The organism is Candidatus Njordibacter sp. Uisw_056, from assembly GCF_047730085.1.
Taxonomy (GTDB): domain Bacteria; phylum Pseudomonadota; class Gammaproteobacteria; order Pseudomonadales; family Balneatricaceae; genus Njordibacter.
Map to the genome: position 1 here is coordinate 1,564,038 of NZ_CP159830.1, position 21,248 is coordinate 1,585,285.

General features: G+C 44.2%; 23 protein-coding genes. 8 read left to right on the forward strand and 15 right to left on the reverse strand.

Translation table 11 applies throughout. The features are described 5' to 3' along the window. Nucleotides 1-6 precede the first annotated feature (6 nt). A complete protein-coding gene (leuC, locus tag ABXT60_RS07610; RefSeq protein ID WP_443629555.1) occupies nucleotides 7-1,431 on the reverse strand; it encodes a 3-isopropylmalate dehydratase large subunit in 1,425 nt (474 codons plus the stop codon). Between the two features lie 144 nt (nucleotides 1,432-1,575). Between leuC and ABXT60_RS07615 the strand changes: the two genes are divergently transcribed. Both ABXT60_RS07615 and ABXT60_RS07620 read left to right on the forward strand, forming a co-directional pair. Then, a complete protein-coding gene (locus tag ABXT60_RS07615; RefSeq protein ID WP_443629556.1) occupies nucleotides 1,576-2,448 on the forward strand; it encodes a LysR family transcriptional regulator in 873 nt (290 codons plus the stop codon). A 178-nt stretch (nucleotides 2,449-2,626) separates the two neighbouring features. Then, on the forward strand, nucleotides 2,627-3,730 hold the full coding sequence (locus ABXT60_RS07620) for a GlxA family transcriptional regulator (protein WP_443629557.1): 1,104 nt from the start codon (nucleotides 2,627-2,629) through the stop codon (nucleotides 3,728-3,730). A gap of 14 nt (nucleotides 3,731-3,744) precedes the next feature. Here ABXT60_RS07620 and ABXT60_RS07625 read toward each other — a convergent pair whose 3' ends face one another. From ABXT60_RS07625 to ABXT60_RS07655, 7 genes are all read right to left on the reverse strand, one after another. Further along, nucleotides 3,745-4,518, reverse strand: coding sequence for a site-2 protease family protein (locus ABXT60_RS07625; protein ID WP_443629558.1), 774 nt, complete (start codon nucleotides 4,516-4,518; stop codon nucleotides 3,745-3,747). Between the two features lie 5 nt (nucleotides 4,519-4,523). Next, nucleotides 4,524-6,554: an ASKHA domain-containing protein gene (locus tag ABXT60_RS07630; RefSeq protein ID WP_443629559.1), complete on the reverse strand. Its 2,031-nt coding sequence runs from the start codon at nucleotides 6,552-6,554 to the stop codon at nucleotides 4,524-4,526. Between the two features lie 124 nt (nucleotides 6,555-6,678). Further along, entirely contained in the window at nucleotides 6,679-7,581 is a 903-nt protein-coding gene (locus ABXT60_RS07635; RefSeq protein ID WP_046482399.1) for a methyltetrahydrofolate--corrinoid methyltransferase, read from the reverse strand. Nucleotides 7,582-7,636: 55 nt separating this feature from the next. Continuing rightward, nucleotides 7,637-8,578 (reverse strand): hypothetical protein, encoded by a 942-nt coding sequence (locus ABXT60_RS07640; protein ID WP_443629560.1) that lies wholly within the window; start codon nucleotides 8,576-8,578, stop codon nucleotides 7,637-7,639. 40 nt (nucleotides 8,579-8,618) lie between these two features. Then, nucleotides 8,619-8,915, reverse strand: coding sequence for a virulence factor (locus tag ABXT60_RS07645; protein ID WP_443629561.1), 297 nt, complete (start codon nucleotides 8,913-8,915; stop codon nucleotides 8,619-8,621). Further along, on the reverse strand, nucleotides 8,903-9,529 hold the full coding sequence (locus tag ABXT60_RS07650; protein WP_443629562.1) for a DUF1638 domain-containing protein: 627 nt from the start codon (nucleotides 9,527-9,529) through the stop codon (nucleotides 8,903-8,905). Before ABXT60_RS07650 ends, ABXT60_RS07645 begins: the two co-directional genes overlap by 13 nt. A 20-nt stretch (nucleotides 9,530-9,549) precedes the next feature. Beyond that, the gene (locus ABXT60_RS07655) at nucleotides 9,550-10,248 is read right to left on the reverse strand and encodes a corrinoid protein (protein ID WP_443629563.1); all 699 of its coding nucleotides are present in this window, start codon (nucleotides 10,246-10,248) and stop codon (nucleotides 9,550-9,552) included. Between the two features lie 389 nt (nucleotides 10,249-10,637). On the opposite strand from ABXT60_RS07655, the gene folD reads away from it, so the two are divergent. Continuing rightward, nucleotides 10,638-11,519: a bifunctional methylenetetrahydrofolate dehydrogenase/methenyltetrahydrofolate cyclohydrolase FolD gene (gene folD / locus ABXT60_RS07660; protein WP_443629564.1), complete on the forward strand. Its 882-nt coding sequence runs from the start codon at nucleotides 10,638-10,640 to the stop codon at nucleotides 11,517-11,519. Between the two features lie 74 nt (nucleotides 11,520-11,593). Here folD and ABXT60_RS07665 read toward each other — a convergent pair whose 3' ends face one another. Both ABXT60_RS07665 and glyA read right to left on the reverse strand, forming a co-directional pair. Beyond that, on the reverse strand, nucleotides 11,594-12,286 hold the full coding sequence (locus tag ABXT60_RS07665; RefSeq protein WP_443629565.1) for a DNA-3-methyladenine glycosylase I: 693 nt from the start codon (nucleotides 12,284-12,286) through the stop codon (nucleotides 11,594-11,596). Nucleotides 12,287-12,434: 148 nt separating this feature from the next. Then, nucleotides 12,435-13,685 carry a serine hydroxymethyltransferase gene (gene glyA, locus ABXT60_RS07670; RefSeq protein WP_443629566.1) on the reverse strand — a complete coding sequence of 417 codons (1,251 nt, stop codon included), beginning with the start codon at nucleotides 13,683-13,685 and terminating at the stop codon, nucleotides 12,435-12,437. Between the two features lie 395 nt (nucleotides 13,686-14,080). Between glyA and ABXT60_RS07675 the strand changes: the two genes are divergently transcribed. From ABXT60_RS07675 to ABXT60_RS07690, 4 genes are all read left to right on the forward strand, one after another. Beyond that, nucleotides 14,081-14,341, forward strand: a complete 261-nt coding sequence (locus tag ABXT60_RS07675; protein WP_443629567.1) for a BufA1 family periplasmic bufferin-type metallophore — start codon at nucleotides 14,081-14,083, stop codon at nucleotides 14,339-14,341. A gap of 97 nt (nucleotides 14,342-14,438) precedes the next feature. Then, complete coding sequence (gene bufB / locus ABXT60_RS07680) at nucleotides 14,439-15,281, forward strand: MNIO family bufferin maturase (RefSeq protein ID WP_443629568.1); 843 nt, start codon at nucleotides 14,439-14,441, stop codon at nucleotides 15,279-15,281. Next, a complete protein-coding gene (locus ABXT60_RS07685) occupies nucleotides 15,274-16,137 on the forward strand; it encodes an HvfC/BufC N-terminal domain-containing protein (protein ID WP_443629569.1) in 864 nt (287 codons plus the stop codon). Before bufB ends, ABXT60_RS07685 begins: the two co-directional genes overlap by 8 nt. Further along, on the forward strand, nucleotides 16,134-16,574 hold the full coding sequence (locus ABXT60_RS07690) for a DoxX family protein (protein ID WP_443629570.1): 441 nt from the start codon (nucleotides 16,134-16,136) through the stop codon (nucleotides 16,572-16,574). The genes ABXT60_RS07685 and ABXT60_RS07690 overlap by 4 nt, the downstream gene beginning before the upstream one ends. A gap of 2 nt (nucleotides 16,575-16,576) precedes the next feature. Here the strand turns inward: ABXT60_RS07690 and ABXT60_RS07695 are convergent, their stop codons facing one another. Then, nucleotides 16,577-17,032, reverse strand: a complete 456-nt coding sequence (locus ABXT60_RS07695; RefSeq protein WP_443629571.1) for an NfeD family protein — start codon at nucleotides 17,030-17,032, stop codon at nucleotides 16,577-16,579. Further along, a complete protein-coding gene (locus tag ABXT60_RS07700) occupies nucleotides 17,029-17,961 on the reverse strand; it encodes an SPFH domain-containing protein (protein ID WP_443629572.1) in 933 nt (310 codons plus the stop codon). The genes ABXT60_RS07695 and ABXT60_RS07700 overlap by 4 nt, the downstream gene beginning before the upstream one ends. 172 nt (nucleotides 17,962-18,133) lie before the next feature. Here ABXT60_RS07700 and ABXT60_RS07705 point away from each other — a divergent pair, with 172 nt between their 5' ends. Continuing rightward, the gene (locus tag ABXT60_RS07705; RefSeq protein ID WP_443629573.1) at nucleotides 18,134-18,949 is read left to right on the forward strand and encodes a hydroxyethylthiazole kinase; all 816 of its coding nucleotides are present in this window, start codon (nucleotides 18,134-18,136) and stop codon (nucleotides 18,947-18,949) included. Nucleotides 18,950-18,956: 7 nt separating this feature from the next. Here ABXT60_RS07705 and ABXT60_RS07710 read toward each other — a convergent pair whose 3' ends face one another. From ABXT60_RS07710 to ABXT60_RS07720, 3 genes are read right to left on the reverse strand one after another with little or no spacing between them, the layout of a single operon-like run. Then, on the reverse strand, nucleotides 18,957-19,649 hold the full coding sequence (locus ABXT60_RS07710; protein WP_443629574.1) for a GntR family transcriptional regulator: 693 nt from the start codon (nucleotides 19,647-19,649) through the stop codon (nucleotides 18,957-18,959). A gap of 4 nt (nucleotides 19,650-19,653) precedes the next feature. Continuing rightward, nucleotides 19,654-20,007, reverse strand: coding sequence for a hydroxyisourate hydrolase (uraH, locus tag ABXT60_RS07715; protein WP_443629575.1), 354 nt, complete (start codon nucleotides 20,005-20,007; stop codon nucleotides 19,654-19,656). 29 nt (nucleotides 20,008-20,036) lie between these two features. Further along, a complete protein-coding gene (locus ABXT60_RS07720) occupies nucleotides 20,037-21,245 on the reverse strand; it encodes a urate hydroxylase PuuD (protein ID WP_443629576.1) in 1,209 nt (402 codons plus the stop codon). Nucleotides 21,246-21,248 lie beyond the last annotated feature (3 nt).

A 21,248-nucleotide genomic window follows, 5' to 3' on the forward strand; every position in this document is an offset into this window, starting at 1 on the left:
TGTGTATTATAAATTGAAGGTGCGAACATCTACAAAATGTCCTGCAATGGCAGCAGCAGCAGCCATTGCAGGACTTACTAAATGAGTCCGCCCACCAAAACCTTGACGGCCTTCGAAGTTCCGGTTAGACGTGGATGCACAGTGCTCACCCGCTCCCAACTTGTCTGCATTCATTGCTAGGCACATAGAGCAACCTGGCTCGCGCCACTCTAGTCCAGCATCGGTAAAGATAGTATGCAATCCCTCAGCCTCTGCTTGAGCCTTAACTAACCCCGAACCTGGCACAACCAACGCTTGCTTTAAGGTTTTGGCTACTTGGTGACCTTCTACTACTGCAGCAGCAGCCCGTAAATCTTCAATTCGGCTATTGGTACATGAACCAATAAACACACGATCTAAGTGAATATCAGTAATCGCCTGATCTGCTACGAGGCCCATATACTCGAGGGCACGGGTAATTCCTGACGCTTTAATATCATCTTTTTCTTTGGCAGGATTAGGTACATTGGCAAATACAGGAAGGACCATCTCTGGCGATGTACCCCAAGTAACTTGAGGTGCAATAGTAGCTCCATCTAATACGACTACATGATCGAATTCAGCGTCGGCATCGGAATGTAAATCTTGCCAGGCAACAACAGCTAAATCCCATTTTTCACCTTTGGGAGAAAAAGGACGGCCTTCTACGTAGTCAATAGTAGTCTGATCTACCGCTACCATGCCTACACGTGCCCCAGCCTCAATAGCCATGTTACACACGGTCATTCGGCCTTCCATAGTCATGTCTTCAAATACTTTACCACCAAATTCAATGGCATAACCGGTGCCACCAGCAGTGCCAATCACACCAATGATAGCCAATACCACATCTTTAGAAGTAATGCCTTCACCCAAATCTCCATCAACTCGGACTAACATATTCTGCGACTTTTTTTGAATAAGGCATTGTGTGGCTAATACGTGCTCTACCTCTGAGGTTCCAATACCGTGGGCTAAAGCTCCCATAGCACCGTGTGTGGCCGTATGGGAATCACCACATACCACTGTCATTCCTGGCAGCGTAGCACCTTGTTCTGGGCCCACTACATGCACTATACCTTGGCGCTCATCTTGCATTTTAAATTCAGTAATACCAAACTCATCACAATTATCACCTAAGGTAACTACTTGAATCTTAGACACGGGGTCTTCGATACCATCCACGCCAATGGCACGTTCATTAAAAGTCGTAGGCACATTATGATCTGGCGTAGCTAAATTAGTATCTATACGCCACGGTTTACGGCCTGCAATGCGCAACCCCTCAAAGGCTTGTGGTGAAGTTACTTCATGCAGCAGGTGGCGATCAATGTAAATTAGGCAACTACCATCGTCTTGTTGCTTAACAAGGTGGGCGTCCCAAAGCTTGTCATATAAAGTTTTACTAGCCATTTCTAATCCTAAAGGGATGTAAGTAATAAGAATTATACCTAGGCTATATCAATAACTCTAATTCCAATTAATTTATTTTACTATTCCCTTTAGTTATTTCATTTATCGATTCCAATGGCGCAGGCAAATAGGTATTCTTTACCAATGGATAGTCTCGCACTAAAAGCCTTTATGGCTGTTGCTCAACAGGGCTCGTTTTCACGGGCTGCAGATGAATTGTTCCTCACCCAACCTGCTGTGAGCAAACGCATTGTTAAGCTTGAAAACCAACTTAAAACCCGTTTATTTGATCGCATTGGACGAAATGTGTCCTTAACTATTGCTGGGCAACATTTGTTACCTAAAGCTAAGGCTATTTTAGAAGCTATGGAAAATACTGCAGACGAACTGACTAACCTGTCGGGTCGTGTAGGTGGGCGACTTAAAATTGCAACTAGCCATCACATTAGCCTGCATCGTCTACCCACACCCCTAGGAAAATTTATAGCACTCTACCCTCAAGTGGAGCTTGATATTCAGTTTGCTGAGTCTGAGGTGATTTACGAAGGGGTTTTACAAGGCCGATGGCAACTGGGCATTATTACGCTCAACCCAGAACCTCACGCTCAATTGCAGCAACGGTCTATTTGGCAAGATACTATGCAGTTTGTCGCCGCGCCAGAGCACCCACTCAGCCAACAAAATTGTGTAGATTTATCTCATTTAAGTAGCTTTCCTGCATTGCTAAGCAAAACCAACACCTTTACACGAAGGATCGTAGAACAAGATTTTGCAGCCCAAAACCTTGCTCTTAAAGTAGCCATGTCAACTAACAATTTAGATACCATTAGAATGATGGTGAGTATTGGTATGGGATGGAGTATTTTGCCTCAGACATTGATCAATTCGCAGATTAAGGTTATTGATACACTATCTAAACCCATTGTTAGGCAATTAGGTACTGTATGGCACCCACAGCGAAGCTTATCGAATGCTGCTGAGGCATTTATAGAGTTGCTGAAAACACCACAAACATAGCCACTTATTACAACATAAAATGTTTAATTATTTTTCTATAAAAAATATTCGTTAACAGGTGATTATCTTATTCCCAACAGGGCAAACGTAGTTTAGAATGCGCAAATTATATGAGGGATAATAGCCATACAACATTAGTTGTATAAAGCTATTTAAAAAAAATAATAAAGAGGCAGCTATGTCCGAAAAAAAACCTATCCGCTACGCTTTTTTGCAAATCCCTAATTACTCTATGGTCACCTTCTCGTCTGCTGTTGCCAGCCTTCGCGGTGCTAACTACATTAGCAAAGAAACGCTTTATGAATGGGAAGTCGTGTCGATGGACGGCGCACCCGTTACTGCAAGTGTCGGCTTCGAAGTGACCCCTACCATTCACGTTAATGATTTAAACTTAAATGGCTTAGAAGCCATCATCGTCTGTGGTGGCACTTATATAGATCGTGCCTATGATAAAAGCACCTTGTCTTTTTTACGCAAAGTAGCCAATGCAAAAATTAATATCGGATCTACTTGTACTGGCAGCTATTTATTAGCTGCCGCCGGATTACTTGATGGCTATAAATCTACTATTCATTGGGAAAACCTTGCCAGTATGCGTGAAGAATTTCCGAACGTACTCATGTCATCTAACTTATTTGCCATCGATCGTGATCGATTTACCTGTTCTGGCGGAAATTCATCGTTAGATATGATGCTGCAGTTTGTAAGCAACCACCATGGTCCGGAATTAGCAGCAGCCGTGTCTGAAATGTTTATTATGGAGCGTATCCGAGACCACCACGATACTCAGCGCATCCCATTACGTTTGCACTTAGGCAATAGTCAACCTAAGTTAATTGAAGCGGTGGCCCTGATGGAGGCTAATTTAGAAGAAACGATCAGCTTAGATGATTTGGCACATTACGTAGGTGTCTCTCGTCGCCAGCTAGAGCGGTTATTCCAAAAGCACCTTAAGTGTGTACCGTCACGATATTATTTAGAATTACGCCTTAACCGTGCTCGCCAGCTTTTATTACAAACTAACCTCTCTATTATTGATGTTTCTTTGGCTTGTGGTTTTGTATCAGCACCTCATTTTTCTAAGTGTTACCGAGACTTTTTTGGCATTCCACCACGAGAAGAGCGCCGCCGCTTCTCACCGGGTCAAAGTGTGCGTGCAGCTGAAGAAAGTCTTAACAAAAGCAACCAGTCAAGCACTGAAAAATTAGCTTTAGAGAGCATTTTGGAGAAGGCTGAGGAAAGCATCAACGCAGACACCCAAGATACCTTACCTGATCAATAGCCAGCTAATAAAACTCATGCATTGAGTATAGCTATCGCAAGCTCACTGCCAGGCAGTTCTAAGGCGGCGATCCAAACCATCATACCAATAAGTGATGCGGCAGTCAGCAGGTACCAAATTAGGCTAAATACTATACCGTAGGTATTGAGCTTAGGCTTAGGGTCTTGATCGAAATTATTCCAGTCGGCCAACAAATCAACTAAACCCATAATCCCAAAAAAGCCTATTAGTGCGAAGCCTTGGGTAAAACTGTAGCCAATTAATACCCCAGAAATCACCACCAGTCCTACATAGATGAAGCGACTTCGCCCAGAATACACCAAGGCTTTAACAACACGACCACCATCTAAAGGGTAAATTGGCAGTAGGTTCACCAAGTTGATCAATGCACTGACAGAGGCCACTAGGCCTACGAAATGATTGTCTGTAATCACAAACCCTATAAAAAAAGCCACACTCATAGCTAAGCCAAAAACAGGCCCCATCATCGCAATATAGAGCTCCTGCCAGTGTGTTTTTGGACTGTCACCTACAGCAACACCGCCAACAAAAGGAATAATGTAAATGCCCTTTGTAGGTATACCAAAACGTTTCATGGCTCGAATATGACCATATTCGTGGAACATTAAAATAGCTAATAGTGTCACTGCAAACTCAAAACTGAGCATAATAGTCCAGCCAGATAGCGCCATAGCCACCAGCGCCAACTTAAACACCTTAACACTCTTAAATAGCTTTAGGGCAATACCTATCATCACACCCATACGTGCACGATTATTCGTTTGCATGCTTGTTACCCTCTGCGTCGGCGACGTTTCTTGTCGCCATTTTCTGATTCAGCACTAGCTTCCTTAAGAGGTGGTAAAGTGACGACTTTTTCTAACTCTGGAAATGCGTCTACTTTGTTAGGAAACGCCATTGCATCGATAAACAATTGTTGGAAATCTGGTTCTACAGCCGTTTCAATTTTTTCAATACTGCGCACTACCTGTTCAATTTCTGCGCGTGACGCTTCGTTAAGCAAAGCGATACGGGCACCCGTGCCAGCAGCATTGCCAGCAGAAGACACTTCATTTAACGCACAGTCTGGAATCAAGCCTAAAACCATGGCGTACTTCACATCAATATGGCTGCCAAAAGCCCCAGCAAAACGAATACGATCTACCTTATCTACTTGCTGATACTGCATCAACAACTTAACCCCTGCGTATAACGCTGCTTTAGCTAACTGGATAGCCCGGATGTCATTTTGCATGATTTTCACAGCACCACGAGTTTCTGTGGATGGCATAATTTCATATGAAAAGGTTCGACCATCTGGCTGAATCCTAGGATTGGTAGCCGCTAAACTACCATCTATCACGCCATCTTGGGTGATCACCCCTGCTAAGTACATCTCTGCCACAACTTCAATAATGCCCGAACCACATATACCCGTAATACCCGTCTTTTCAATGGCTGTATCAAAGCCTTTTTCATCAGACCATAGTTCACAACTAATCACTTGAAAGCGAGGTTCCAAGGTGACCGAATCAATACGAATACGCTCAATGGCCCCTGCTGCAGCACGCTGACCACAGCTAATTTGGGCACCCTCAAACGCTGGCCCTGTGGGACTGGAACACGCAACTAGGCGATGTCGATTGCCCAATACAATCTCAGCGTTGGTGCCAACATCTACCAATAAGGTCATTTCGTCATGATTGTAAGGTTCTTCTGCTAAAACCATGCCTGCAGTATCTGCGCCTACGTGGCCAGCTATGCACGGCAACAAGTACGCACGCGCTTGCGGATTCAGATTTACACCCATATCACGGGCTAATATGTTCACTGCCATGTCTGTGGCCAAAGCAAAAGGCGCCCCCCCTAGCTCTATAGGATTAATCCCTAATAACAAATGGTGCATGATTGGGTTAGCAACAAAGGTAATTTCTAATAAATCTGCAGCTTCACATTCAACTTGTTTCACTAGGTCTGTCACTAAGCCATTAATCGCTTCGCGCACAGCATTAGTCATGTCCACTTCACCACCTGGATTCATCATCACATAAGACACTCGGCTCATGAGGTCCTCACCAAAACGAATCTGTGGGTTCATGACACCTGAACTAGCAACAACTTCACCACTAGACAAATTACATAGATGAGCAGCAATAGTGGTGGAGCCTACATCTACAGCAACACCGAAGATTCTGTCCTTTAAACCAGGCCAAAGGGCAACGATTTGCTCACCTTGACGCACAGCTACGGTGACACCCCAATTTCCTGCTCTTAAAATAGGTTGTATGGTGGCCAGCAGCGCCACATCATAGGAAAGATTAAGCAACTGCCAATCTGCTTCTAAGGCGTTCAGCAGGCGTCTTAAATCACCTGAAGGGTCGTGCATGTCTGGTTCTTGTACTTCTACGTAGTAAAGACGCACCAAAGGGTTAATGTCTATGTCGTGGTGCTCAGCGTCCTTTCGAACCATCTGGTGATGCACTTGGCTTTCTGCTGGCACATCCACCACAATGTCGTTAAGCACCTTGGTGTGGCAACTTAAGCGTCGGCCTGGCTTTAGTCCCCTGCGTTCTGCAAATTTAAGTTCTGGCGCAGTAATAGGCTCTAAGCTATCTGCAGTAGAGGTAATACCAAATTTGGCAAATTCACCTTCACTCACAAAAATTTGGCAACGACCACAAATGCCTCTTGCACCGCACACAGAGTCTATATCAACATTAAGATAACGAGCCGCTTGCAACAAGGGCGTACCCACAGGGAAACGACCACGTTTACCGGAGGGAGTAAATACTACTAAAGCATCATCGGTATTAGTTTGACTCATAAGGCCATCTCAATATTTTATGGTAAGGCTAGGTACAATTAGCCCTACATAATTAATGTTTTAAATTTACACAAAAAAGGGCCTATGAGGCCCATTTATTTATCCATCGCTCACCAATGCTGACCTAAACACTGCGACGACGACCACCCGTGCGGCCACCGCGAGAACCAACACCCACAGCATTTGGGTCACGATAGGCTTTAATCCAATCTTTACATTCTGGATCGTGGCCCATCATTAGGTTGCCACCACGCACACCCAGCATCACCTCAGGGTGCATCGGATTGATAATAGCAGAAGTCATACCCGAGGCAACAGCACAAGCAATAAACGCACAGTTTACGCCATTGCGGTTAGGCAGACCAAAACTAAAATTAGAGGCACCACATGTCGTATTCACTTTAAGCTCGGTACGCAGGCGGTGAACAAGCTCCATTACCTGACGTCCAGAAGTGTTGATGGCACCCACTGGCATAACCAAAGGATCTACCACAACGTCTGACGCTGGAATGCCATAATCAGCGGCTCGCTGAACAATCTTCTTAGCCACTTCAAAACGCACATTAATGTCTTGTGAAATACCTGTCTCATCGTTAGAGATGGCTACTACTGCTGCGCCATATTTCTTAACTAAGGGCAACACACGGTCCAAGGATTCATCTTCTCCTGTTACCGAGTTCAACAAGGCCTTGCCTTTATAAACTGCAAGACCTGCTTCTAGAGCCTCAATAATGGAGGAATCAATACATAAAGGCACATCAACTAAAGACTGAACCAATTGAATTGTTTTAGCCAAGATAGCGGGCTCATCAGCTAATGGAATACCAGCATTAATGTCTAAGATCATGGCACCTGCGGCAACCTGTGCCAATGCATCAGCTTCTACACGGCTGAAATCGCCATTTTTCATCTCTTCAGCCAATAGCTTACGGCCGGTAGGGTTGATACGTTCGCCAATGACTGCGAAAGGACGATCAAAACCAATTACAACTTCTTTGGTAGCGGAGCTGATAATAGTATCAGTCATGTAAGATTCCTGCTTTAGGGTATAATAAAAGCCAGTCGCCTGGCCCAAAATTTAATTAAGAGTTAACTGTGAAGCTTTTGCCGTTCAGTTCAAAATAGCCATCTTGCACTTGGTACATCCATGCAGCAGATTTTTTTAAGCCACCTAATGGGTATAAGTGACACTGGGCAATCAAGCACTCTGGATCGTTATGCATGCCGGTCACTATATTGCGCATCAACTCACTGGGCTCTGAGGAAGGAGCGTTGACGTATTTACCCAAAAATGAGTCTTTAAGGCCCAGCTTCACCATATTCATCGGATTACGCGTTAAGAAACGCACCGATGCACCTACTCCGCAGTGAGCTGCATGACGCATAAGCGTTTTGATGGTAGCAATGCCAGGCACACCAATGTGTATCGGTAATTCATTGCCTGCTGCACGAATATCACGTTCCCATGCAAAAATAGGCTCTGCTTCAAACGCAAACTGTGTGGCTAAATATAAGCTCATGTCTGTTTGTTTAGCAAAATCGTTCTTTTCTTTTATTGCCAGAGCACACGCCTCTGGGCTGATATCGGGACTGCCTTCTGGATGACCGGCAAGGCCCATTTTCAAAATGCCATACTTTTCAAACAAACCCGTTTGTAGTACTTCTATTGATGACGCAAAATCGCCTACAGGTGTATTCACACCGCCACCAATTAATAAGCCTTCAGTGACCCCTGTTTCACCTTGTAGTAAAGCAAGATTTTCTTCCAAAAATTTTGCACAGGGAATAGACCGAGCCGCAAAATGCGGCACTGGGTTAAAGCCTTCGTCCTTGAGGCGGCGGACAGTGGAGACTGTATCTGCAAAGTCTGAACCTGGCAAAAAAGTTACGTATACGGTACAACCTGGGCGCAATAGTTGCCTGAAGTCAGCTACTTTAGCAGCACCACCTGGGGTCACTTCTACCGTAGTTTTTTGCATCAATTTAATAATGGCTTGTTTTTCTGCAACTGCATTTAACGCCATGGATACTTCTCCAAAAAAATAAGGCTAGATTTCCAGCCAATTACTCTGCGATGCCGCCAGCAGCCACTAATACTGCTAAACGCTCATCGGTGTACTCAGCTTCAAGCTGGCTAACAGTGGCTTCTAGTACAGCTTCTAAATCATCACCACAGCTTGTGGTATCACGACGCCATTCTGATAAGTAACCATCACTTCCATAAAGCCCAGAGCGCATTGCAGCTTTATCTACGGCTTTTTCGAAACGCTCTTCTAGTGGACGCTTTGCACTAGTACGACCTTGTTTAACTATTACTTGGGCTGGAATATCACGCCACATAACGATGGTTAGCTTGGCCATTTAATTACCTGTTCGGTGTAGTTACTGTAATGAGTACGCAGTTCTTCAGCCATTTGGCCGTATCCTGTTTCCACTCTCTCGTATTTTAAACCCAGTTTTTTTGCAGCCGCTTCAGCAAAATGATCGAGTTGCCGGTTCGGTTCCTGAACTAGGTAAACCAATTTTGTATAGTGAGCAAACATCAGCTCAATAAGTTTAGGATGCTTGTTAAGACCCATACCTTCCATGATGAGCTGTTCAAAATTTTTGGCCAGGTAGTCAGTAAGGTAAAAGGTACCTAACTCCTGCTCAGACATGGCAGCAAAATTGTCACTGCCACTATAAAACTCATAACAGTGAGAGCCAGATAAACGCTGTATATTATACTTATCCAACACCTTATCTAACTGGCCTCCAGTGCCGCAATCACCAAACGCAGCAAATACATGATCATAATCTGCGGCGTAGGCTGCTAAACGATCTTCAACGGCGGCAGGAATTTTGTCTGGTTGATTATGCAATTCTGCTGGAATTTGCGTCACTTTCAAGTTTTGCCAGCCACTACTCTTGGCGACTGCCATAACTTCTCGAGCAATGGCGCCACAGGTAATGACCAGCAGGCTAGCAGGTTGCATGGGTTGCCCCTTTACCTTAACTAAGCCGCACGCTTGGCAGCGATAAATTTCTTCGCTGTCTCTACGGCTACCGCTGCATCACGGCAATACGCGTCTGCGCCAACAGCATCACCAAATTCTTCGTTAAGTGGCGCACCACCAACCAGAACAATAAAGTCATCCCGGATTCCCTGCTCTTTCATAGTGTCAATAACAACCTTCATGTACGGCATGGTAGTGGTCAGTAGCGCAGACATACCTAGAATGTCGGGCTTGTGTTCTTCTAGCGCGGCTAGGTACTTGTCTACCGGACAATTGATACCAAGATCGATCACTTCAAAACCTGCACCTTCCCACATCATCGCCACAAGGTTCTTACCAATATCATGGATATCACCTTTAACTGTGCCAATAACTGCTTTACCTACCGGCAGCGCACCAGTTTCAGCGAGTAATGGTCGAAGTATTTTCATGCCTGCTTTCATCGCATTGGCAGCCATTAAAACTTCTGGCACAAACAAAATACCGTCTCTAAAATCAACACCTACTATGTTCATGCCGCCTACAAGAGCGTCATTCAACACCCTGTCTGGCATCCAACCACGGCCCAACAATATGGTTGTACCTTCTGCAATTTCGTCTTCCATGCCGTCATAGAGGTCATCATGCATTTGCTCTGTTAGCTCGTCATCACTAAGACTACTAAGGTCAAGATCTTCTTCAAACTGGTCTTCAGACATAGATTCAACTCCTGCAGGAAAAACGGCATTTCATCGAGGCTTCAACGAATGGCATTATATGGGCGCTAGATTATCTAGGATGACCATTTTGAGCTAACTTGCCTACGACAGAGCATTATCGAAACGCGACCCATTGGGCTGCCGTCGACTAGTCAACACAAATCTATGATACCACTAGCAAACCCTTGCCTTACTTGAGCATTACCCATGTACCCTGAATTATATTCAAGTGATACTGCAGATCGTTCCACATCAGTAGTGCATACTTATAGTTAGATGACCTAACATGCCGATCGAAATTAAGATAAAATGCGTTTCGAATTAGTAAGTCTATTATTGAGCAATCCTCAATTAGGCTGTTTATTATCACCAACATGAGCTATCCAATCATGGCACACCTTATCGACGGCAAGCAATTCGCTGCTAAACTACGTGAAAAAATGACAGGTCAAATTGCTTCTATTAAAGCAGACCATAATATCGTTCCAGGTCTAGCTGTTGTGCTAGTAGGTGAAGATCCAGCTAGCCAAGTTTACGTGCGCAGTAAAGGCAAGCAAGCCAAAGAATGTGGCATCACTTCGATAGAGCACAAATTAGAAGACACCACGTCAGAAGAGTTTTTGCTTAATCTCATCAATGACATGAACAGCAACCCAGCCATTAACGGTATCTTGGTGCAGCTGCCACTGCCAAAGCACATTGACTCTGCTAAAATTCTTGAAGCAATTGATCCTGCTAAAGACGTAGATGGGTTTCACCCAATTAATGTAGGTATGTTGTCTACTGGCGGCAAGGGAATGATTCCTTGCACCCCTCTTGGCAGTCTGATGATGTTGCAAGATTACCATGGTGACCTAACGGGCATGACCGCAGTTGTGGTAGGTCGCTCTAACATCGTTGGTAAGCCTATGTTTAACCTGTTACTGCAGCAAAGCTGCACCGTAACTATGGCCCACTCTCGCACTAAAAATATTGAAGCCGTTGTTCGCGAAGCAGACATCGTGGTCGCAGCTGTAGGTGTTCCAGAGCTTGTGAAAGGCGATTGGATAAAGCCTGGAGCAACAGTTATTGACGTGGGTATTAACCGCATTCAAACTGCTGAAGGTAAGACTAAGCTTGTGGGTGATGTGCATTTTGAAAGCGCAGAAAAAGTAGCTGGTGCAATCACTCCTGTACCAGGGGGTGTTGGCCCAATGACTATCGCATGCTTACTATATAACACAATGGTTGCTGCTTGCCGCCATAACAACGTCGAGCTACCTAATGGTTAAGGCATTAAAATAGCAAGGTAACAAAAAGGCCTCTATTGAGGCCTTTTTGTTACCTTGCACTTAATAAGCACAACTCATTGCCGAGGCACGTAGTTTTCGCCCACTGAGCTGGCGCAAATACGACTTAACCGGTTAAAGGAAAAACCCGTCTTTTCTCGCCAGTCGTTAAAGCAACGCTGCACCTTGGTTAAGTCACTTTTATTACTCGGTTCATTAGCAATATCTAAGCCTGCACCTTGCAAACATGTCACCACATCATTGGTGAGCATGAACGTATCCAAACCCATCTGCCTTAACATCCGAGGCCCACTCATACCTCCAAGACGACCACCACCCAATTTCAAATGGCGGAAAAGTCCTATGAGGTCATCTTTTGGCCATTGGGCCAAAAAGGCTGCAAAGCTCTCGTGTTCTGCACAGGTGTCAACAATGTAGCTAGCATTTTGTGGCACACTCATAATTTTTTGCATGCTTCGGACAATCCGTTTATCTGTACCAAACTTTTCCAACTGTTCTGGACTCAACAGAATGATCTTTTCTGGGTTAAAACCGAAAAAAACAGTTTCAAAATCTTCCCACTTATTCTCAATGACTCGCCAAACAAAGCCAGCTTGGAAAACAACCTTGGTCATCATTGATAAAAAACGGTCATCTGGCTGTGATAAAAAATAGTCCTCGGGCAACGGCTCATAAACCCTTGCTTCCAGACCTTTTTCTCCGCCCTTGCGGAACAGCGCACGCTCAAGAATAGGCTCAAACTTTACCATAACTCACCTGTGTAATTGAAATGCTTGTGAACATTATAACCAAGTGCATTTTGGATTACTTCATTTGCACTCAAAGACTGAATAACCCAGTAAACACCAGACATAAAAAAGGCCTTTTTAAAGGCCTTTTTTACGGGTTTACAATGGATTATTTGTAAACTGGGAAACGTGCACAAAGAGCAGAAACCTTAGCACGGACTTGCGCATTAATCGCTTCGTCTTCGATATTATCCATTACATCACACATCCAACCGGTAAGGTCAGTGACTTCTTCTGGGCCAAAACCTCGGGAAGTAATTGCCGGTGTGCCTACACGGATACCCGATGTCACAAATGGAGATTGGGGGTCGTTAGGTACAGAGTTTTTATTAACCGTAATGTGGGCATTACCTAAAGCAGCATCTGCAGCCTTGCCAGTAATACCCTTGGCAATTAGGTCAACCAGCATTAGGTGATTCTCAGTACCACCTGAGACGATTTTATAACCTCGCGCTTGAAATACTTTCGCCATAACCTTTGCATTAATACAAACCTGGCCTTGATAATCAGAGAATGAGGGCTCTAGCGCTTCTTTAAAAGCCACCGCTTTAGCAGCAATAACATGCATTAGAGGGCCGCCTTGCTGGCCAGGGAACACGGCCGAGTTAAACTTCTTCTCTAGCTCTGGATTAGCCTTAGCTACAATTAAACCACCGCGCGGGCCACGCAAGGTTTTGTGTGTCGTTGTAGTACAAACATCAGCAAAGGGCACTGGGTTAGGGTAATGCCCAGTAGCAATCAATCCTGCCACGTGGGCCATATCAACTAGAAGGTATGCACCAACGCTGTCAGCGATATCACGGAACTTACTCCAATCCATTACCTGGGAGTACGCGGAAAAGCCTGCAACAATCATCTTCGGCTGATGCTCAGTGGCTAGTCGCTGAATCTCGTCATAGTCCAATGTGCCCGCATCGTTCAAGCCATATTGAATTGCGTTGTAGTTTTTGCCAGAAAAGTTCACGTGAGAGCCGTGAGTTAAATGCCCACCATGAGCCAAACTCATGCCCAAAATGGTATCACCTGGGGTAATTAGAGCTTGGTATACTGCGGCGTTGGCTTGTGAACCCGAATGAGGCTGCACATTAACATAATCTGCTCCAAACAATTTCTTGGCACGCTCTATAGCTAATATTTCAACCTTATCTACAAACTGACAACCACCATAGTAACGCTTATGAGGATAACCTTCTGCATACTTGTTGGTTAGGCCAGAGCCTTGAGCTTGCATTACGCGAGTGCTGGTGTAGTTTTCTGACGCAATCAGTTCTACGTGATCTTCTTGACGTTGCTCTTCTTCTTGAATACCGGCCCAAAGTTCCGGGTCAAAGTCACTGATACGATCGGACTTATTAAACATTACTTAACTCCCAAAAAATGAATTCCCTAGTGTAAGGGGACTTATAACTACTAAAACTTTAAATCTGTTCAGCCAACTGGGTATGGCATTACTCACGTATTTTCAATCGTGCATCATAACGACTATGGCTTAGACCACTTAGTTTGATACGACACTGCGTTGTTTGGCAGCGAATCTTTACTCTTTAATAAGCTCTATATAACCATAAAGCACCTACAAATGTAGCAAAGCCATGCCTCAAAACGACTAAATTTAGATATATTTGTTATTTGTTGAATCTATAAGGTGATTCTTAGCGTAAGTAATCATGAGACAGTTTGAACGTGTCTTTAAATACCAAATAAACTTAAGCAATATTGGCTTAATTAAGCCACTGCAACTTAAAAGGAAGACTTATGAAAATCTCTAAAAAAATCGCTACTGCAACTGCCCTGTCTAGTGTTCTAGCTCTTGGCCTATCTCTTAATTCAACAGCCGCTTCAGCTGCTGAAAAAGAGAAATGTTATGGTGTTGCCAAAGCTGGACAAAACGACTGTGCCACAAAAACTTCGTCATGTGTTGGCACATCAGCTACCGATGGCCAAACCGACGCATTTACGGTGCTTCCTGGAGGTTTGTGTGAACGCTTATCTGGCGGTTCACTCACGTCTAGCTAGGCAACTGCTTCCACCGATAACGCAATTTATCGGTGGAAGCTGCGCACTTTTTATACCATACATTCGCTTAACCATGCGGTCCAAAGGGGCACCATTAATGGCCTATCAGCAACACCTACTAACTGGAACAGGCATTGGATTAAGACAGCCCCATGTCGAACATTTTCTACAAGGCACTCCAGCCGCAGGTTGGCTAGAAGTACACAGTGAAAACTACCTACAAGAAAAAAGTAAGCGCCGTCATCAGTTACGCCATATTCGTAATCATTATGCTATTAGCTGTCATGGCATTGGCCTGTCTTTGGGATCATCAGACCCACTAAGCCAAACTCACATTAAGTCGTTAAAAGCACTGTTTAATGACATTGAGCCTAGTCTAATTTCCGAACATTTAAGTTGGAGTTCGTTAAATGGTCGCTTTTATAACGATTTACTTCCATTACCCTACACACATGAATCCCTAAATCATATGATAACACAGGTAGGGCAAGCCCAAGATCTATTAGGCCGTCAAATCCTTATTGAGAACCCATCCTCTTATTTAGCATTTAAGCAGGCCGATATGAGCGAACCGGAGCTACTCAATCAACTCAGCCAACACTCTGGATGTAAGCTGTTGCTTGATCTAAACAATATTTTTGTCAGCTGTAGCAATATGAACACAGACCCATATGACTATTTGGCTAGCATCAATTGGCATCAAGTTGCGGAAATTCATTTAGCAGGCCACACCTTGAAGCAGCTACCCCAAGGCACCATTCGCATTGACACCCATAATAACCCAGTGTGCGAAGAAGTATGGGGCATGGTTACTACCTACAAAGACACGTTAAAACACATTCCTTGCCTCATTGAATGGGACGCCGATATACCAAGCTTAGATGTACTAATGGCTGAGGCAAAAAAAGCCCAACACTATTTGGGGATAGCCCATGACTAAAGACCTTAATTTAGCCCAACTCCAAACTTACTTTGCAAATCAACTTGTACCCAAAAAACCAGCGAGTTTAGCTGAATTAGACCCGTTGTCTGATCTATTAGTCGACTCTCATTTTACTCCAACACAAGTGTTCAATATTTATCGTAACAATTTTTTAATAAGTCTTAGCGACATGTTGGAACAAATTTTTCCTATTACGCAAGTATTAGTAGGCTATGATTACTTCGCCCACATAAGTCGTGACTTTGTTCATAGCGTCCCCCTTAAACAACCTCACCTGAATGATTATGGCAGTATTTTTGTGAGTTTTCTTAGACAATTGAAGGCATTAGAAAAAATGCAGTTTGTAGGCCAAATGGCCGAACTGGAGTGGCACTTAGATTACATTAGCCATATTTACTATAAGCCAGACTTTGATTTTAAAAGCCTGGCAAAAATAAGCGAAGAACATCTCCTGAACATACAGTTTAGGCTATCTGATACCTGCCATTTGCAGACTTCTAAACTAGATTTAATTGCCTTACACAAAGACCTTTCCAGGGCTCAAAAGCTTAGTAAAAGCACTACTATTACGGCAGTCACATACCAGCAACAAAGCTATATTTTAGGGTTACAAAACCACCTTGGAGAAGCCGCCTTAATGCCTTTGGATCAACGACATTGGACATGGCTGATTGGCTTGCAAAACGGCCTGACTTTAGCGCAACTGTGTGATTTAGAAAACACAGACCTAAACCTTTTAATAGCACAAATCAAAGATTGGATAGCCCTAGGATGTATTGATGGCTTTTCAATTAACAGCTCAAGTTCAAGCATCACCAACGCAAACTTACTTAAACCCAAGGAATACCTATGAAAAGCCTTATTCATGCCTACCATCAGGCCGTGGAAACTCATATCGACAGCTTACAAGATGTCTTTTTATTAGCCTTAAGATTATGGGTCGCTTGGATTTTTATTAATGCTGGTTTGATGAAATTTAACCATTGGGACTCCACTCTTTTCTTGTTCGAATACGAGTACAAAGTGCCACTAATCCCGTGGATAGTTGCTGCTTACGTAGGGACTGCAGCCGAAATTATATTGCCTGTGTTTGTGGCTATAGGGTTAGTCACTCGGCCCATGGCATTAGCCTTGTTCAGCTTCAACATCGTTGCTGTGATCTCTTACCCGACCATATGGAACACTGGGTACTTTGATCATCAATTATGGGGCTTAATGATGTTGGTAGTGGTAATGTATGGCGCTGGTCGCTGGTCCACAGACCAGCTCTTCAGACAGCAAAAGTATTGACCTTATAAGCCAGCTTTAACAATTAACAACACCATTTCCCGGCTGCCAATTACCTTAACCTGCGTGCCAATGGACAAATTAGTTTCTGACTCCACACGCCATAAGGTGTCTCCAACCTGCATCTTACCTTGGCCACCTGTCATTTCTTGGGTTAGGGCAAACTCACGACCAATCAATTGGGCAGCACGGTTATTTAATTTAGGCAGGTCTGTTGTTTGGCTAAAGCTCTTAAAGCGATACCAAAACCATACAGAACATAACAAGGCTAAAACAGCAAACAAAGAAAGTTGTTGCTGCCATGTCAAATCAGGCCAAATGTAAGAAATTAAGGCCACTTCTAAGGCTGCCATTACTGCGCCCAGTAAAAACCCAGCAGCACCTAGAGCTTCACCCGCAATTAACACAATAGCCAAGATAATCCAGTGCCAAAACTGCATAGCTTCAAAAAACGCTATCATGAGGTTTTGTCACTCATATCTTTAACAAGCTCACTGATACCAGAGATAGAGCCTATAACGCTGCTTGCTTCAAGTGGAATCATCATCACTTTGTTGTTCTCAGACGCAGCTAGCTTACCTAAAGCATCAATGTATTTTTGCGCAATAAAGTAATTAACCGCACGGGAGTCTCCGTTTTGAATTGCTTCAGACACCATTTGGGTTGCTTTAGCTTCTGCTTCTGCTAATCGTTCGCGGGCTTCTGCCTCGCGCTTAGCCGCCTCCAACTGACCTTCAGCCTTAAGTATCTCTGACTGTTTTTGGCCTTCGGCAACTTTAATAGCTGCTTCTTTCTCACCTTCCGCTTCTAAAATTTGCGCACGCTTTTCGCGTTCAGCTTTCATTTGTCGAGCCATAGCAGTAACTAGGTCTTGTGGGGGAGCAATGTCTTTAATTTCAATCCGAGTTACTTTTATACCCCAAGGGTCAGTAACATCATCAACCTTTGCCAGCAAACTACTATTGATACGTTCACGATTCGACAACATTTCATCCAGCTCCATAGACCCTAGAACAGCACGAATATTAGTCATCACCAAAGCCTTCATTGCCCGCTCTAGGTCATTTACCTCGTAAGCTGCTTTAGCTGCATCTTGCACTTGATAAAAACACACCGCATCGGTCATCACTTGGGCGTTATCTGAGGAAATTATTTCCTGTGGGTCTACATCTAATACTTGCTCCATCATATTGAGTTTTTGACCCACTGTGTCGATAAACGGTACTAATAAATGTAATCCTGGGTTAAGTGTGCGCGTGTATTTACCAAACCGCTCAACGGTCCAATTGAATCCTTGAGGCACCATACGGATGCCTTTAAAAATAATAAGAACCACCACCATAGCGAAAAACAGTACCGTTAAACTTTGGCCTAAATCAGCAATTGTCATAAACAAAACCTTACAGATGAATGTTAAAGATTGATCATAGCGTGAGTTTGATGAAAAAGCATGATTTATCCCACAAAATTTACTCACCCTACTGTTTCCTGACCCAAGCGCATGTGCGAGAATACACCCTGTTCGTCAATTAGATACATCTGACTTCAAACAAGGAAAGACCATGCCCAACAGCTTGTCGACGAGTGCCCACCAAAGCCAACTCACTACTAATTATGCCAAAGGCGCTGCTGAAGCACTTGCTGCACTGGGTCGTAAACGCTCAAGAGTGCACTGTATTACTAGCACTGTGGCACAAGACATTTCCTCAGACGTTATCTTAGCTGTAGGCGCAGGCTCGTGTTTTACTATAGGGGTGGAAGAAATTACCGAATTGGTGTCGGTGACTAACAGCCTTGTAGTCAACATAGGCACACTTGATGCCAACCGCAGGGCTGCTATTCGCCCAGCTATTCAAGCCGCTAATGATTATTCAAAACCTTGGGTTTTAGACCCTGTTTCAGTGCACGCCTCAAAGAAACGTTGCGCCTATGCCATAGAACTGTTGCAGTTTAGGCCCCACGTCATTAGGGCTAATGCGATGGAAATTAAGGCATTGGCAGGCACCTCTAGCCCAATGGCAGCGCAAGAACTGGCATTACAACAAGGGTGTGTTGTTGCTCAAACTGGTGAAACTGATTTAGTGACTAACGGCGTGAAGACTATTATGATTGCCAATGGCCACCAAATGCAAACCCGTATCTCAGCCATGGGATGTGCTACAACTGCATTTATGGCGTGTTTTATGGCCGTAGACCATGATGCATTTGACGCGGCAGTGCAAGCATTGCTCACTATGGGTGTGGCAGCAGAATTGGCTGCCAATAAATCCTCAGGCCCAGGCAGCATGCATATGAACCTGTTGGATTCGCTGTATACCATTAACGAACAAACATTGGCACGCTATGGCCATGTTCTTGAACTAGAAGCCTCTAGATAAACATAGTTTAAGAGTTAAGGTGTGCGAATGCGCCCTTCACATTGGCCACCTGAGGGCTATGATTGAAATCACAGCCCTGTGCGATATGGCCCAAATGATGAGCCATTAATTCCTGGCCTTGCTGCTCGTCTCCCCGTTTTACAGCCTCTAATAACTGGCTATGCTCATCTCTAGCACAGGCGTTACCCCCGCCATGGCTGTACATAGTGATAATTAACGATGTCTGGGATATCAACCCTCTTAAAGCATGCACAAAGGGCTGATTGCCAGCCACAATGGCCAATTGTAAATGAAACTCGCCAGAGCGACGCAATGCAGTGGCCATATCACCTTGGTCTATGGCACTTTGTTCTAGGTCTATCATCTTTTGCAATTGCTGCACATCAGCCACCGTGCAGCGCTGACACGCTAACTTTACAACAGCTAGTTCAATAGTGTGTCGAGCGAGTAATATTTGTTCGGCTAATTCTGGTGTTGGCGCAGCAACAAAAGCACCTCGGTTTTTGTGGATCTCTACTACTTGTTCTAACTGCAAACGCTGTAACGCTTGCCTAATTAATGTCCGGCTTACGCTAAATAATAGCGTTAACTCCACTTCATTAAGCTTAGTGCCTGGTGCAAGACGTTGAGAAAGGATGCCGTCAAATAACTGCCGATAGGCGTCCATTGGAGCATCTTTTTTAACCAAAGGTTTTAACACTTTATTAACTACCTCGGTAAGTAGAATAACTGTATGGTGAAACCAGTAGCGGCACATGGTAATGATCACTTATATTGGCGATGCCAAAACGTAAGGTAACATCACTTAAAAAAGCTGGGGTTGGCTGAGCTACTTTAGCCTGCGTAAAGTAGGTTTCAACACCAAATTCAAGTTCGTAAATACCCACGGTGAAATCGTCATGCTTTAACAAAGGGCTATCGCAGCGGCCATCGCTATTGGTCATTTGCTGACTTAGCAGCTGACGTTGGTTATCGATAATCCGATAAAGGCTTACAGACATGTTACTACCAGGCACACCCTGCGCTGTGTCCAATACATGTGTGGTTAAAAATCCCATGAAATCAATCCTTAGTTAGTGTTCAGACCTTATTTAAGTTTGGCACCTTGGGTAATCCACAGGCCTAATAAGTCACGCTCATCTTGGGTCATGCCAGTACTGTTGCCCAGGGGCATAATGTTGCTCACTACAGATTGTAAATAAATACCGTCTTTATGTCGCTGAATGTCTTTGACAGAATCAAATATTACCCCAGCAGGGGCTGTTGCAAACGCTGCGTGAGTAGGCGCAGTAGCATGGCAAGCAGCACAATGCGTGGCTACCACTGCAAAAGCCTGGTCTGCAGTGACGTTAGACACTTTTTGCGCTGCATTACCAACCACACTTTTATCATTGGCACTTGGAATGCTGGGTACCGTTACATAAGCCATCACCAATAAAGCTAATACTGCCGCAGGTAATACCCACAAAAACTGTTGGCTGTTATGACGAGTGTTGAAGTAATGCCTTACAGCAACACTTACAATAGACAAGCCTAATAAAATGATCCAATTCCATTCATGCCCATAGGTGCTGGGGAAATGGCTACTAATCATGATAAAAATCACTGGCAAAGTGAGGTAATTATTATGCCGTGAGCGCAGCAATCCATTCTTAGGAAGTGCTGGATCTGGCGTGGTACGTGCTTCTATGGCGCCTACTAAGTTTCTCTGAGCAGGCATAATAACAAAGAATACATTACCCACCATCATGGTACCTATTATTGCTCCAACGTGAAGATAAGCTGCACGGCCGGTCATAAACTGGCTAAAAACCCATGACACAAACGTTAGGAATAACATCAACGCTATCCCTAACACCAATGGTTGATGACGCAGTGGGCTCTTACACAAAAGGTCATAAACAATCCACCCCACAAACAGGCTACCAAAACCAATGAATACCCCCATCTCTGGCGATACAGAGGAGCCTGGCATCATTAAATAGGTCGCTGCATTTAGGTAATACACCACACTTAAAAGTAGTACGCCAGAAATCCATGAGCTATAGGCTTCCCATTTAAACCAGTGTAAATGCTTAGGCATGGTCGCCGGGGCTAGCTTGTATTTTTGTAAGTGATAAATACCACCGCCATGAATGGCCCACAACTCACCAGCTAATTCTTGATTCTTAACTTGCCGGTCAAGATTATTTTCTAACCACACAAAATAAAAAGACGCTCCTATCCAAGCAATACCTACAATCACATGCACCCAGCGGATGGCTAGGTGCAACCATTCTAATAAATGAGCTTCCATAAT

Bases quoted from the DNA above. Each gene is read 5' to 3' on its own strand.
- leuC (WP_443629555.1), bottom strand. From the start codon at position 1,431: ATGGCTAGTAAAACTTTATATGACAAGCTTTGGGACGCCCACCTTGTT.
- ABXT60_RS07615 (WP_443629556.1), top strand. From the start codon at position 1,576: ATGGATAGTCTCGCACTAAAAGCCTTTATGGCTGTTGCTCAACAGGGC.
- ABXT60_RS07620 (WP_443629557.1), top strand. From the start codon at position 2,627: ATGTCCGAAAAAAAACCTATCCGCTACGCTTTTTTGCAAATCCCTAAT.
- ABXT60_RS07625 (WP_443629558.1), bottom strand. From the start codon at position 4,518: ATGCAAACGAATAATCGTGCACGTATGGGTGTGATGATAGGTATTGCC.
- ABXT60_RS07630 (WP_443629559.1), bottom strand. From the start codon at position 6,554: ATGAGTCAAACTAATACCGATGATGCTTTAGTAGTATTTACTCCCTCC.
- ABXT60_RS07635 (WP_046482399.1), bottom strand. From the start codon at position 7,581: ATGACTGATACTATTATCAGCTCCGCTACCAAAGAAGTTGTAATTGGT.
- ABXT60_RS07640 (WP_443629560.1), bottom strand. From the start codon at position 8,578: ATGGCGTTAAATGCAGTTGCAGAAAAACAAGCCATTATTAAATTGATG.
- ABXT60_RS07645 (WP_443629561.1), bottom strand. From the start codon at position 8,915: ATGGCCAAGCTAACCATCGTTATGTGGCGTGATATTCCAGCCCAAGTA.
- ABXT60_RS07650 (WP_443629562.1), bottom strand. From the start codon at position 9,529: ATGCAACCTGCTAGCCTGCTGGTCATTACCTGTGGCGCCATTGCTCGA.
- ABXT60_RS07655 (WP_443629563.1), bottom strand. From the start codon at position 10,248: ATGTCTGAAGACCAGTTTGAAGAAGATCTTGACCTTAGTAGTCTTAGT.
- folD (WP_443629564.1), top strand. From the start codon at position 10,638: ATGGCACACCTTATCGACGGCAAGCAATTCGCTGCTAAACTACGTGAA.
- ABXT60_RS07665 (WP_443629565.1), bottom strand. From the start codon at position 12,286: ATGGTAAAGTTTGAGCCTATTCTTGAGCGTGCGCTGTTCCGCAAGGGC.
- glyA (WP_443629566.1), bottom strand. From the start codon at position 13,685: ATGTTTAATAAGTCCGATCGTATCAGTGACTTTGACCCGGAACTTTGG.
- ABXT60_RS07675 (WP_443629567.1), top strand. From the start codon at position 14,081: ATGAAAATCTCTAAAAAAATCGCTACTGCAACTGCCCTGTCTAGTGTT.
- bufB (WP_443629568.1), top strand. From the start codon at position 14,439: ATGGCCTATCAGCAACACCTACTAACTGGAACAGGCATTGGATTAAGA.
- ABXT60_RS07685 (WP_443629569.1), top strand. From the start codon at position 15,274: ATGACTAAAGACCTTAATTTAGCCCAACTCCAAACTTACTTTGCAAAT.
- ABXT60_RS07690 (WP_443629570.1), top strand. From the start codon at position 16,134: ATGAAAAGCCTTATTCATGCCTACCATCAGGCCGTGGAAACTCATATC.
- ABXT60_RS07695 (WP_443629571.1), bottom strand. From the start codon at position 17,032: ATGATAGCGTTTTTTGAAGCTATGCAGTTTTGGCACTGGATTATCTTG.
- ABXT60_RS07700 (WP_443629572.1), bottom strand. From the start codon at position 17,961: ATGACAATTGCTGATTTAGGCCAAAGTTTAACGGTACTGTTTTTCGCT.
- ABXT60_RS07705 (WP_443629573.1), top strand. From the start codon at position 18,134: ATGCCCAACAGCTTGTCGACGAGTGCCCACCAAAGCCAACTCACTACT.
- uraH (WP_443629575.1), bottom strand. From the start codon at position 20,007: ATGGGATTTTTAACCACACATGTATTGGACACAGCGCAGGGTGTGCCT.
- ABXT60_RS07720 (WP_443629576.1), bottom strand. From the start codon at position 21,245: ATGGAAGCTCATTTATTAGAATGGTTGCACCTAGCCATCCGCTGGGTG.